The organism is Pseudomonas sp. TH07, from assembly GCF_016651285.1.
In the GTDB taxonomy this organism is placed as follows: Bacteria; Pseudomonadota; Gammaproteobacteria; order Pseudomonadales; family Pseudomonadaceae; genus Aquipseudomonas.
Genome location: NZ_JAEKED010000001.1, coordinates 397,142 through 410,354 on the forward strand (window position 1 = coordinate 397,142; position 13,213 = coordinate 410,354).

The window sequence follows — 13,213 nt, forward strand, 5'->3', positions numbered from 1 at the left end:
GACCTCTTATTTGCACTGGGCTTTTGCCGATATTTTTCCTGACCCATTGCTGGGTTGTATACGATTTGGAAGGTTCTATGTTCAACGACAAGGTATTGATGATCACCGGTGGCACCGGCTCATTTGGTCATACGGTGTTGCGGCGCTTTCTCAATTCCGATGTGCGTGAAATCCGTATTTTCTCTCGTGACGAAAAAAAACAGGAAGACATGCGCATCGCCTTGGCGAATGACAAGGTCAAGTTCTACATCGGTGATGTCCGTGACCCCGACAGCCTGAGGCAGGCCATGGTGGGCGTGGATTACATTTTCCATGCGGCCGCTCTCAAGCAAGTTCCTTCTTGCGAGTTCTACCCGATGGAAGCAGTACGTACCAATGTGCATGGCACTGAGAACGTTCTGAATGCGGCGATTGCCTGCGGCGTCAAACGGGTGGTGGTCCTCAGTACCGATAAGGCTGTTTACCCGATCAACGCCATGGGCATCTCAAAAGCCATGGCTGAAAAACTGATGGTCGCCAAGTCTCGCATGATCCCGGAAGGCGGCACGGTGGTTTGCGCCACTCGCTACGGCAACGTCATGGCATCCCGCGGTTCAGTTATCCCCCTGTTCGTCGATCAGCTACGCAAAGGCGAGCCGCTCACGGTGACGGACCCAGAGATGACGCGTTTCCTGATGTCGCTGGAGGACTCGGTCGATCTGGTACTTCATGCCTTCGAGCATGGCCAGCAGGGTGATCTGTTCGTACAGAAAGCACCGGCCTCAACTGTTGGCGAACTGGCTCAGGCGCTCAAGGAACTGTTTGCCAAGACCAGCCCGGTACGTGTAATAGGTACCCGCCATGGCGAGAAGCTCTATGAGTCGCTGGTATCGCGTGAGGAAATGGCCAAGGCCGAAGACATGGGACGCTACTATCGCATCCCCGCCGATAACCGCGACCTGAACTACAAGAAGTACTTCGTCGAAGGTGAGGAGAAGATCTCCGAACTCGACGACTACACATCACACAACACCGAGCGCCTGGACGTTCCGGGTATCAAACAGTTACTGCTTAAACTCGACTACATCAAGGAACAGCTAAATGCTTAAGGTCATGACCCTTGTCGGTACACGCCCAGAGCTGATCAAGATGAGCCGGGTTATTGCCGAGATGGATAAACAGGTCAATCACGTCCTGGTGCATTCCGGGCAGAACTACGACTACGAGCTCAACCAGGTGTTTTTTGACGACCTGGAAATTCGCAAGCCGGATCACTTCCTGGGCGCAGCGGGCGAAACGGCCGCGCAGACCATCGCAGAAGTTATCGCCAAGGCGGATCAAGTCTTCGAGCTGGAAAAGCCCGACGCCCTGCTGCTCTATGGCGATACCAATACTTGCCTTGCGGTAATTGCCGCCAAGCGTCGAAAAATCCCTGTCTTCCACATGGAAGCAGGCAACCGCTGTTTCGATCAGCGCGTTCCGGAAGAGCTCAACCGCAAGGTGCTGGATCACCTGTCCGATATCAACATGGTGTTGACCGAGCACGCCCGGCGCTATCTGATTGCCGAGGGTATCCGCCCGGAAACTATCATCAAGACCGGGTCGCACATGCAGGAGGTCCTGGACTACTACATGCCCAAGATCCTGCAATCCAATGTGCTCGAACGCAGTGGCCTTGAAGAAGGCAAGTTTTTTATTGTCAGTGCCCACCGTGAAGAGAACGTCGATACCCCGGAAAACCTGCGTGACTTGTTGGCGAGCCTGCGAGCGCTGGCCGACGAGTATGGCCACCCACTGATCGTGTCAACCCACCCACGTACCCGCAAACGTCTAGAGGCGCTGGGTGAATCCTTGGATCACCCGCTGATTCGCTTCGTAAAGCCTTTTGGACTGCTCGACTACATCAAGCTTCAAATGTCGGCCTTCTGCGTGTTGTCCGATAGCGGCACCATTACCGAGGAGGCCTCGTTGCTCAACCTGCCGGCCGTTACTTTGCGTAATGCCCATGAGCGCCCAGAAGGGATGGATGAAGGGACGCTGATTATGAGCGGTCTCGACAAAACATCTGTATTGGCAGCAGTTCGGGTGATTACCAGCCAGCATGATCGCGAGCAGCGTGTGATCCCTCTGGTTCCCGACTATCAGGGCGGCCCTGTATCGCAACAGGTGGTGCGAGTCGTGCTTAGCTATACGGACTACATCAACCGTACCGTTTGGCGCAAAGCCTGATAAGCCTCTAACGCTGACTGCCGTCTACTCCAACAGGCGACAGTCAGCGCCTCCTCCGTGCCCTCTCAAAAATCCAACTGCAACGTCCCCCTCCCCTCCAGCGTCAACAGGAGCTGCTTGGCCTCGAGCCCTCCAGCAAAGCCGGTCAGGCTGCCGGAGGCGCCTATCACTCGGTGGCAAGGGGCGACGATCGAGATCGGGTTCCTGCCATTGGCGGCGCCTACAGCGCGAACCGCCTTGGGGCTGCCGACTTGGGTGGCGATTTGGCTGTAACTGCGGGTTTCACCGAAAGGGATGGTCAGCAGGGCTTGCCAGACCTTGCATTGGAAGGGGGTGCCGGCAAAGTCCAGGTCCAGTTCGAACTGCTCACGATTGCCCGCGAAGTATTCGTTGAGTTGACGCTCCGTTTCCAATAACACCGGTTCGTCGCGGATTTCCTGCAACGGACCCAGGCGCACGCGGTTGAGTTTTTCGTTCTCCCACAGGATGGCGCAGAGCTTTGAGGCCCGGGCGATGAGGGTCAACTGGCCGACGGGCGAGCTCATTCTGGTGTAGACATACGACATGGGTGCCTCCTTGATCCATTCGGGCAGATCGGTGGGGGCCGATCTTCGCCTTTGTAACGGTACGCAGCCACTTTAATTACCGGTTCAATCGCAAGAACTACGTTTCTTGCGATTGAATTTCTGACTGACGCCGCGCACTTTCAGGGCGCCGGCAATCAGGCTCCCCCAGCGCTGGCGAGAGGTCGATTGCCGTTTCGGTTGCCGCTTCAGGTAACGAGAGGGCGTAGCAGGGGCAGCAATCAAGGCTTTATCCGAGCAGACCGATTTCCTGGGCCCTGGCCACTGCCTGGGTTCGGCGCTCTACCCCGAGTTTGCTGTTGATATGACTGGCGTGGGTTTTTACCGTGTGCAGGGAGATAAACAGCCGATCGCTGATTTCCTGGTTCGAGCAGCCCTGGGCAATCAATTGCAGGACCGCCAGTTCTCGAGAGCTCAAGGTCTCGGTGTGATGGGTCACAGGCTCGACCGGCTCGCGACTGACTGGCGCCGGTAACCGTTCAAGCAGGGCTTGCTGCAACGGCGACTGCCCCCCATGCAGCAGCTGTTCGCGCATCCATTGCGGATGCTCGCGAACCAGCCATTCAAAGGGTTGCAACGCTCCGCCCACGGCCGACTCCAGGGCCTGGGCAAAAGCCTGGCGGGCTTCAGGCTCACGACCCAGACTAAGTAACAGGCCGATCTTCTGGTTCAACGCCATCACGTTCAATAATTGCCGGCCGGTGTGCCGCCCATGTTCGATCAGGGCATCCAGACGCTTTTCGGCCTGCGCCGGCTGGCCCTGGATGGTGTCCAGCAACGCCTGCTGCAACTCGATATGCAGCGGTAGCTGGGGATGAAACTCCGGCGGTGCAGCGGCCTGCTCGCCGGTATAGGTCTGCCCCAGGCGTGCCAGCCAGGCCTGGGCCAGGTCGGTTCGGCCCTGGGCCAACCAGAGTTCGCACTTCACCAGGGTGATCATCGCCAGGTAATAGATGGGCGGCACATCCCAGATGTGCATCAAGCGTTCGGCCTCGGCCAGTTCCGCAAAAGCCTCGGCGAACCGGCCGTTATGCCCTTCCTGATTAGCGATCACGCAGTGGCCGATCAGTACGCTGATATCACGACAGGCCCGCGCTTCAATCAGACCGCCACGCAAACACGCCATGCCCGTCTGGTGCTCCCCGCGCAGAGTCAGCAAATACCCTTCATACAGCGTCAGGCGGGCACGCACCGCGTACAGCCGTCGTGCCGACAGCCCGAGCAGCCGCTGCTGCCCCTGGCGCACCTCATCCAGCGCGCGCAGCACCTCTCCCCGCGCCTGCAGTACCCGCGCCCGGTCGTAATGGGCCAAGGCCTCGAACAGCGGGTTACCGACCCGCTGTGCCAGCTCCAGGGACTCGCGGTTGAGCCCCCGGGCCCGCCACAAGTCCGCATCGGCAATCGCCAGGTTGGACAGGGTCGACAGGCACATCAAGCGTTGCCCGTAACGTTTGTGCGGCAGGCTTTCCAGAGCTTCGGTGCAATAGGCCAGGGTCAATTCGCGATCACCACGGCCACGGGCGATGATTCCGCTCAGCGCCAACCACTGTGCCAGCATCGACTTCTGAGCGGTGGCAGACGGCGCCGGCAGGAAGCGGCTCAAATTCTCCGCCAGCTCCTGCGCGGCATCCAACTGGCACGCCAGGCCCAGCGCCCAGCTGTAGAGCACGATCAGGCGCGGCGTACTGACCAGCAGGCTGTCCGGCAAGTCCATCTTCCACCGCAGCAACATGCCGACGTTCTGCTCGGCCAGCAGTTGTTCTTCAGAAAGGTTCTGCACCAGGTTCGCCGCCACATCCAGGTGTCCGGCGCGCAAGGCCTGCTCCACAGCCTCATCCAGCAGGCCCTGGGCGTTGAACCAGCGGCAGGCGCGCAAGTGCAGGCTGGCGGCCGGCAGCACCGCGTTGGTCCTGGGGCGGCTGCGCAGTAAGTCGGAAAACAAATGGTGGTAGCGATACCAGTGGCCGTGCTCATCCAGCGGCACCAGGAATACCTGATGCGCCTGCAGGTAACGCAGGATCTCCGCGCTGTCATGGGACTCACGCAGCGCATCACACAACTCGCTGCAGAAACGCTCCTGGGGCGCGGTGTCATACAGAAACGCCTGGACCTCGGCGGGTAGGCAGTCGATGACTTCTTCCAGCAAATAGTCGCGAATCAGCCCTTCCCCACCGTGCAGCCCCTTGGGCAGGGTACTGTCGCTGCCCGCTTCGGACGCTGCCAACAGCCAGAAACGCAACCCGGCGACCCAGCCCTCACTGCGCTGGATTAGGCGCTCCAGCGCCTCACCGCGCAGCGAGCTGCTGTGGCGATCCAGCAGCGCCAGGGATTCATCATGGGTCAGGCGCAGGTCTTGCTCATGCAACTCGAGCAGTTGTCGTGACAGGCGCAAGCGCGCCAGGTGCCAGTCCGGGCGCTGGCGGCTGGTGACCAGCACCAACAGACCATCGGGCAGGTGATTGAGGAAAAACTGCAGGCAACGATCCAGCACTGGGCCCTGGGCCAAGTGGTAATCGTCGAGGACCAACAACAGCGGCGCGCTGAGGGAAAGGTGAGCGGCCAATTCATCGAGCAAGCCGTCGAGCCATTCTTCAAAGGCGAAGGGTTGATGACGCTGACGCATTTTCAGCTGGCCCAGGGACTGGCTGCCCAACTGCGGAAAGTACAGCTGCAAGCCTTCGAGCAGACGCTCGAGGAATCGGCCCGGGTCGTTGTCGCGCCGGCTCAGCCCCAGCCACAAGCTTTGCCAATGCGGTGGCAGGCTCTGACAGAACTCCACCGCCAGCGAGCTTTTACCGAAACCCGCCGGTGCGCTGACCAACAGCAATCGCCCATTCAGGCCCGCACTCAGTCGCTCGCACAAACGCGGCCGCAGAATATGGCCGTCGGGCAAGGGTGGTCGATAAAAGCGCCCCTCCAGCGCGGGAATCATCGCGTCGGCAGGCCCTTGAATGCGGGACAGGTCAGTCATAGCCAACTCTTATTGAAGTGCTGTTGTCGGCATTGCAGATGTCCGCAGACTAGCGGTAAAAGGCCGCCTGTTGAAGATTATTGCTACAAATACATACAAAAAGACTACGAACTGAATGTCGGGATGTATCTGAAATCCATAATGACAACCACTGATTGTTCGAGAGAAATATCTTAAAAAACTGAGAATAACCCTTATTTACTTAGGGGTTCGCCTTCATGCAGAGCGCCGCCCCACGTCTTTTTTGAGCAAAAAAAACGCCCCGAACCAGTCGGGGCGTTTAACGAGGATGCGGCCTCTATTTACAGCAGATTAGCGAACACCGTCCTGACGCAATGCAGCTGGAGTGAAGTCGCTGGTGGTGGCAGTGAAACCGAAGTCATAAGCCTGTTTCTCTTCGTTCTTCATGCCCAGTGCCAGGTAGCGGCCGGACTGCAGGTCGTAGAGGGTTTCCACGGCGTACCACGGCACTTGCTTGTCGTAGTAGTTCTCGGCATGCGCCTCGGCCACACGCCACAGCTGGCCACGACCGTCGTAGTGGTCGATGACTGCGGCCTGCCAGGTGTCTTCGTCGATGTAGAAGTCACGCTTGGCATAGATGTGGCGCTGACCTTCCTTCAGGGTCGCGACCACATGCCAGACCCGGCGCAGCTCGTAACGAGTCAGGTCCTGGTTGATGTGGCCCGCCTTGATGATGTCGGTGTACTTGAGGGTCGGCGAGTCGAGCTTGTAGCTGTCGGAGGCAATGTAGAGCTCTTTCTTGCCTTCGAGCTTCCAGTCGTAGCGATCCGGTGCACCGTTGTACATGTCCAGGTTGTCGGAGGTACGCAGGCCGTCCGCCGCGGTACCCGGGCCGTCATAGGACACTTGCGGTGCGCGGCGTACCCGACGCTGACCAGCGTTGTAAACCCAGGCCGAACGCGGCTCTTTCACTTGGTCGAGGGTTTCGTGCACCAGCAGCACACCACCGGCCAGACGCGCCGGAGCGGTCACTTTCTGCTTGAAGTAGAACAGGATGTTGCCCGGGTTGGCTGGATCGAAGTCCTTCATCTTGTCGCGGAATACGAACTGGTCCTGGAAATACACCAGGCTGAACGAGCCGTTGGCCTGGGGCGTGGCCTGGGTGACCAGACGAGTTACGCTGCCACCACGATAGCGGGTGATGTGGTTCCAGATGACTTCCACGCCACTTTTCGGAATGGGGAACGGTATGGCGGTCTTGAAGTTTTCCAGGCCGTTGCCACCGCTGACCAGGTTGGTCTTGGTGGCGTTTTCCTTGATGGCGGCGAACACATCAGCCGGCACGGTTGCGCCGCGATGGGACGGGTACACCGGCATCTTGAAGGTTTCCGGGTAACGCTTGAACATCGCGTACTGCCCGGGCGCCAGCTTGTCCTTGTACTGCTCGACGTTCTGCGCGGTGATGGTGAATTGCGGCTGTTCGCTGGCATAGGGGTTGGACAGGAAACCTTTGCTGTCCACGGTACCGGCGTTGGTCGGCATCGGCTTCCAGGCCGGAATGGTACCGGCAGCGTTTCCGGCCATCTCCGCGCCCATCGGCGTCAGGGTAGTGCCCAGCTTGGCAGCTTCATCGGCCGAGACCGCGGCCATGACGCTGGTTGCCAGCAAAGACAGTCCAAGCACACCGACGTGCAACAGACTTTTGGTTATTTTCATAATTCGTTCGTCCTGAAAATACAGTGTGCTTAGAAGTTCGCGCCAACGCTGAAAGCGAGGAAGTCCCGGTCATCCACAGTGGTGTAGCGGCCACCGAAGAAGTTGGTGTAAGCCAGGCTCGCGGTGTAGGTGTTCTGGTACTCCGCATCCAGCCCCAGGCTGATCGCCTTGCGGCCTTCTTCGAAGTTGCCGCCAGGGCCTGGCGAGTAACCATCGACGTCATGGGACCAAGCGACGTTGGGCTTGAGGTTGATGCCGGCGAATACATCGGGGTATTCCCAGATGGCCCGACCGCGGTAGCCCCAGGAAGTGGCCGTGGTGAAACCTTCGTTGTTGCAATTGCGTGAGAGGTTGTCTCTCGACGTACCCGCACCAGCGCCCTGAATGGTTCCCGCGTTGAGCGTGGCGCACAAAGGACCTGCGCCAGGCCCATACACAGGGTCACGGCCATAACGCGCTTCATCGCTGCCTTCCAGGCCACCGACATGAGTCACCCCTATTTCACCCACCAGGGTGAGACGGCTGGCCCCCATCACTTGGTCAAAGAAATGGGTGAACGTGGTCTGGAATTGGGTCACTTCTTTGCGGCGATAACCATGCTGATCCTGCCCAGCGACACCTTTAAGCGGTGAGGCTCCAGACAGGCCTGGCAATGGGGTTACGCCCGAATAGAGAATATCGGTGGTGTTGAGTTGGACAGGTGCATTTGGACGGTAGCTGAGTTCGCCACTCCAGGCGGTGCCGGTTGGCAGAGTGGTAGAAAAGCTCAAGCCATACAGACGGATATCTTCCGGGTACTCGATAAAGTACTTAGAGTTGCCGGCAATGGCCAAAGGACGTAACGACGCTGCCGCCCCCGGCAGGAATGTCACTGCATCCGCATAGACTGAAGCGGGCGCCCCTGTCGCGCTGAAGATCGGCGCACGGCTGTGGTAGTTCATGAAGTAAGCGCCAAACTCGGTGTCCAGCGGCTCGAAGTTGTAGTGCATCGCGACCCCGAACTGGCCGCTATCGCGTGCGTCACGATCGGCGGATCGCTTGACCAACACCCCTTCATCATTGATATCGAGTCCAAACCGCGCCAAGCCTGGCAAAGCGCCGGGCTGAGTAGCGAGGAAGGAGCGCTTGCTCAGCAAACGCAGGTTATCGGTACAACCATCAGCAATCACATCCGGCTGGGAAAAGAACGTCCCGCAGTTGTCGGTGACCGTCTGATCCCATTCCAACTGATAGAAAGCTTCAGCCGACAGGTTTTCGGTCAGGGTCTGGGACACGTAGAACATGTTGACCGGGATCAGGCCTTCCTTGATCTCGGCACCAGGGCGGCGGAACGCCGAGACATCGATCGGGTTGATCGAGTTGATGCCACCACCGATAAAGGTACTTTCACCCCAGCTCACCACCTGCTTGCCGAAGCGCACCGAACCTGGCTGATCGGCAATTGAATAGTTGTGATAGACAAATGCATCAAGAATTTGCCCGCCGGAAGACTTGGCGCCTTCCTTGCGGTTGTGGTCACTGATGTTCTTGAAGTCCAGATCGTCATCTTTCAGCTTGAAGTCATACCAGTACTTGCCACGAACGAACACACCCGTGTCGCCGTACTTCAACTCAAGGTCATGGATGCCTTTGAAGATCTTTGAAAAGCTGTCGCCTTTATCAAAGTTCAAATGGCCATCATCCGACGTTTGGGATAAGCCTTTACCGCCGTTGTTAACGCCGATCAGGTCCTTGTTGCGCCCCGCCGTCGACCAACTGGCACCCAGCGAAAGGGACGAATCGAAGCTGCCTTCGATTTCACCAATATTGAAACTGACGCCGAATGCGGGTCCGGCGAGCGTAGAGGCGAGGCTGACGGCCAGAGGCAGTTTTGCCCGGCGCCAGAACTGGTTTACTGATGTCATCGACGCTACTCCATGTGCATTATTGTTATGGCAGTGAGCACTTCTAAAAACGCCCCGAACAAACAGAAGCTCGGCTCCCTAGATCGTTCAAGGTGGCAGCCCGGTATCTCGCGTGCTTGCTCCGTTCTTAAAAATCCGTGGACGGACTATATCCAGCAGGTAGTACTGCTAGATCCCTCTAAAGTGTGATTTGTACCCTCCAACCGCACTAGAACAGTCCTTTGCCATGCCAGTGGACACTGGCGGGGGCAAGGATGGCTGAAAATTCGGATTTCACAAGGCAAGCGCTTGCTTGGGGGCGTCTGGCGCGCCCTTTCGGGCGCCCAGAGGGGGATTAAAGGGTCGAGAGAAAGGTGCTGTTGCTGGCCTGCCATTCGCTGATGTCGATGCGAATACGCTTCTTGTCGAGCTTGCCTACGCTGGTCTTGGGAATTTCAGTAACAAGGGCAATCTGGCTCGGGATCGCCCACTTGCTCAGGTGCCCCAATTCCACGAATGGCTTGAGATGCTCCTTGAGCTCCTTGGCCCCGATCACGTGGCCCTCACGGATCACCAGCAAGGCAAACGGGCGTTCGCCCCATTGCGGATCGGCGATACCCACCACTGCTACTTCACGTACCGCCACGTGCCGGCTGATCAAGTCTTCAAGGTCGAGGGAGGAGATCCATTCGCCCCCAGTCTTGATCACGTCCTTGATCCGGTCGCGAATGTCGATCACGCCCATGCTGTCCAGGGTCGCGACATCGCCGGTATGCAACCAGCCGCCCTCCCAGAGCTCGGCGCCCTTCTGCGGCTCGTTGAAATAGCCTTCGGTCAGCCATGGCGCGCGCAGTACCAGTTCGCCCTGGGACTCGCCATCGGCCGGCAGGAAGTTGCCATCGCCGTCGACAATCGCCGCTTCCACCAAGGGCCCCGGCACCCCGGCCTTGATGCGGTAGGTGGTGCGTTCGTCCTCGCTGCCCGCCATCAACTCATCATTGAGGTGAGCGCAGGCCACCAACGGACCGGTTTCGGACATGCCGTAGGCGGCCGTCAGCTGGATGCCCTTGGCCTTGGCGGCTTCGTACAGGGCGCGATTCAGCGAGCTGCCGCCGATCACGATTTTCCAGCCGTCGAAATCCGTGCCCTGGGCCGCCTTGGCATTGAGCAGCATCTGCAGGATGGTTGGCACGCAATGGGAGAACGTGACCTTTTCCTTGCGCCACAGCTCCACCAGGTACTCGGGGTCATAACGCCCGGGGTAGACCTGTTTCAGCCCGAGCATGGTGGCCACATACGGCAGGCCCCAGGCGTGCACGTGGAACATCGGGGTGATGGGCATGTACACGTCATTGGTGCCCAGCAGCCGCACGCTGTCGATGCAGCCCATGGTGGTCGCGACCCCCATGGTGTGCAGCACCAGCTGGCGGTGGGTGAAGTACACACCCTTGGGGTTACCGGTGGTACCCGTGGTGTAGAAGGTGGTGGCGACCGAGTTTTCGTCGAAGTCTTCGAACTGATACTGCGGGCTGGCCGCGGCCAGCAACTGTTCGTACTCGCCCACCAGGTTCGGCAGCTCGGCGGTTTTCTCCGGGCCATCGGTCAGCAGCAGGGTTTTCTCCACCGTGGTCAGTTGCCCGGCAATGCCCTGGTACAGGCCGACGAACTCGCTGTTGACCAGCACCACGCGGTCCACGGCATGGTTCATGGTGTAGAGAATCTGTTCTGACGAGAGGCGCACGTTGATGGTGTGGATCACGGCGCCGATCATTGGAATGGCGAACATGCATTCCAGGTAGCGATGGCTGTCCCAATCCATCACCGCCACCGTGTCGCCGGCCTTGACCCCGGCCTCCGTCAGCACATTGGCCAGGCGCGCGACCCTCTCGGTAAGGGTCGGGTAGGTGTAGCGCAGTTGGTCGCGGTAGACGATCTCCCGGGTTTTCTCGTAGCGACTGCCGGACATCAGCAGCCGCTTGATCAGCAACGGGTATTGGTAAGCGCCTTCGGCTGGTGGAATCACGCGAGTCTGCAACATAAGAATCCCTTTTCTGACTGCCCGGTCGTAACTGAAGAATGCCCACTCTAGAGTGAGAGTGCAGCAACCAAATCAGCCAAAGGAATGATTTGCAGAGCCAAGCAAATACTAGCGTTACGCCAGTATTTGCGCGGTCAGAAGGGATATTTCGCGATCTGTTCTTTGAATCAGTGCATTTCGGTGAAGGCCAGTTTTACGCCGATGGCGATCAGCACCGCGCCCATGGTCCGGTCAAACCAGTGGCCCATGCGCGCAAAACCGGCGCGCACTCGTTGCTGGCTGAACAGCATGGCCACCAGGCAGAACCAGAACGCCGTCGCCGCCGCCAGGTACACGCCGTAACCGGCCTGGATCGCCAGGGGCGTGTGCGGGTTGATCACCACGGTGAACAAGGACAGGAAGAACAGCGTCGCCTTGGGGTTCAGGCCGTTGGTCACAAAGCCGGAAGTAAAGGCCCCGCGAGCCGTGCGCTCGCCGGCTTCATGGTGCAGGTTTTCCGTGGCCGGGGCAGCCGGCTTGGCGCGCAGGGCCTTGAAGCCGATGTACAACAGGTAAGCCGCCGCCAGCCATTTCAATGCGTTGAACAGCACGATCGACTGCGACACGATCAGGCCGATCCCCAGCAGCGAATAACCCACATGCAGGAAAATCGCGGTGCCCACCCCCAGTGCCGTCCAGGTCCCGGCGCGACGGCCGTGGGTCACGCTCTCGCGGACCACCACGGCAAAGTCCGGGCCTGGGCTGGCTACGGCAAGCAGGTGGATGAGGGCAACGGTCAAGAACTCTGTCAGGTACATGGGGCTCCCGTGTTTCTAATTATTTCATCTGGTAGGCTCGGCAGATTACGCCTTCAGACCTCTAGTGCAAAAGGTACAGTTGATGACTAACCAGCGCCGCGCCGTATTTCTTGACTCCACCTCCCTCGACCTCGGCGACCTTGATCTTGGCGAACTGCGCGACAGCTTCAGCGACCTGCAGCTGTGCTCCAGCAGCGCCCCCAACCAGGTCATAGAACACCTGCAGGGCGCCCAGGTGGCCATCAGCAACAAGGTCCTGCTTGACGCCAAGACCCTCGCCGCCTGCCCTGACCTGAAACTGATCCTGATTGCCGCCACGGGTACCAATAACGTCGACCTCGCCGCGGCCCGGGCCCAGGGCATTACCGTCAGCAACTGCCAGGGTTACGGCACGCCGTCGGTGGCCCAGCACACACTGATGCTGCTGCTCAACCTGGCCACACGCCTGGGCGATTATCAGAAAGCCGTGGGCGAAGGACGCTGGCAACAGGCCAAGCAGTTCTGCCTGCTCGATTACCCGATTGTCGAACTCGAAGGCAAAACCCTGGGCCTGCTCGGGCATGGCGAACTCGGCAGCGCCGTGGCGCGCCTGGCCGAGGCCTTTGGCATGCGCGTGCTGCTGGGCCAACTGCCCGGCCGCCAGCCCCGCGCCGACCGCCTGCCGCTGGATGAGTTGCTGCCGCAAATCGACGCCCTGACCCTGCACTGCCCGCTCAATGAGCACACCCGCCACTTCATCGGCGCCCGCGAGCTGGCCCTGCTCAAGCCCAACGCCTTTGTGGTCAACACCGCACGCGGTGGCCTGATCGACGAGCAGGCCCTGGCCGATGCCCTGCGCAGCGGCCACCTGGGCGGTGCCGCCACCGACGTGCTGAGTGTCGAGCCGCCAGTGTCTGGCAACCCGCTGCTGGCCGCCGACATTCCACGGCTGATCGTCACCCCGCATATCGCCTGGGGCAGCCGCGAGGCGCGCCAGCGCATCGTCGGCCAATTGACGGAAAATGCCCGGGGCTTTTTCAGCGGTACAGCGCTGCGGGTCGTCAGTTGATAGACTG

General features: G+C 59.5%; 9 protein-coding genes. 3 read left to right on the forward strand and 6 right to left on the reverse strand.

From position 1 onward, the window contains the following. Positions 1–77 precede the first annotated feature (77 nt). Together JFU57_RS01915 and wecB are read left to right on the forward strand one after the other, a co-directional pair. Entirely contained in the window at positions 78–1,088 is a 1,011-nt protein-coding gene (locus JFU57_RS01915) for a nucleoside-diphosphate sugar epimerase/dehydratase (RefSeq protein WP_020297592.1), read from the forward strand. Then, complete coding sequence (gene wecB / locus JFU57_RS01920) at positions 1,081–2,208, forward strand: non-hydrolyzing UDP-N-acetylglucosamine 2-epimerase (protein WP_201127867.1); 1,128 nt, start codon at positions 1,081–1,083, stop codon at positions 2,206–2,208. The genes JFU57_RS01915 and wecB overlap by 8 nt, the downstream gene beginning before the upstream one ends. Before the next feature lie 65 nt (positions 2,209–2,273). Here wecB and JFU57_RS01925 read toward each other — a convergent pair whose 3' ends face one another. From JFU57_RS01925 to JFU57_RS01950, 6 genes are all read right to left on the reverse strand, one after another. After that, on the reverse strand, positions 2,274–2,774 hold the full coding sequence (locus tag JFU57_RS01925; RefSeq protein ID WP_078472411.1) for a methylated-DNA--[protein]-cysteine S-methyltransferase: 501 nt from the start codon (positions 2,772–2,774) through the stop codon (positions 2,274–2,276). Positions 2,775–3,021: 247 nt separating this feature from the next. Then, positions 3,022–5,763 (reverse strand): LuxR C-terminal-related transcriptional regulator, encoded by a 2,742-nt coding sequence (locus JFU57_RS01930; protein ID WP_201127868.1) that lies wholly within the window; start codon positions 5,761–5,763, stop codon positions 3,022–3,024. A 312-nt stretch (positions 5,764–6,075) separates the two neighbouring features. Then, on the reverse strand, positions 6,076–7,440 hold the full coding sequence (locus JFU57_RS01935; RefSeq protein WP_078472413.1) for a DUF1329 domain-containing protein: 1,365 nt from the start codon (positions 7,438–7,440) through the stop codon (positions 6,076–6,078). 29 nt (positions 7,441–7,469) lie between these two features. Then, the gene (locus tag JFU57_RS01940; RefSeq protein ID WP_201127869.1) at positions 7,470–9,344 is read right to left on the reverse strand and encodes a DUF1302 domain-containing protein; all 1,875 of its coding nucleotides are present in this window, start codon (positions 9,342–9,344) and stop codon (positions 7,470–7,472) included. Between the two features lie 334 nt (positions 9,345–9,678). After that, positions 9,679–11,361: a fatty acid--CoA ligase gene (locus JFU57_RS01945; RefSeq protein ID WP_201127870.1), complete on the reverse strand. Its 1,683-nt coding sequence runs from the start codon at positions 11,359–11,361 to the stop codon at positions 9,679–9,681. Positions 11,362–11,528: 167 nt separating this feature from the next. Then, on the reverse strand, positions 11,529–12,158 hold the full coding sequence (locus tag JFU57_RS01950; protein WP_020297599.1) for a LysE family translocator: 630 nt from the start codon (positions 12,156–12,158) through the stop codon (positions 11,529–11,531). 82 nt (positions 12,159–12,240) lie between these two features. Here JFU57_RS01950 and JFU57_RS01955 point away from each other — a divergent pair, with 82 nt between their 5' ends. After that, positions 12,241–13,206 (forward strand): 2-hydroxyacid dehydrogenase, encoded by a 966-nt coding sequence (locus tag JFU57_RS01955; RefSeq protein WP_201127871.1) that lies wholly within the window; start codon positions 12,241–12,243, stop codon positions 13,204–13,206. Positions 13,207–13,213 lie beyond the last annotated feature (7 nt).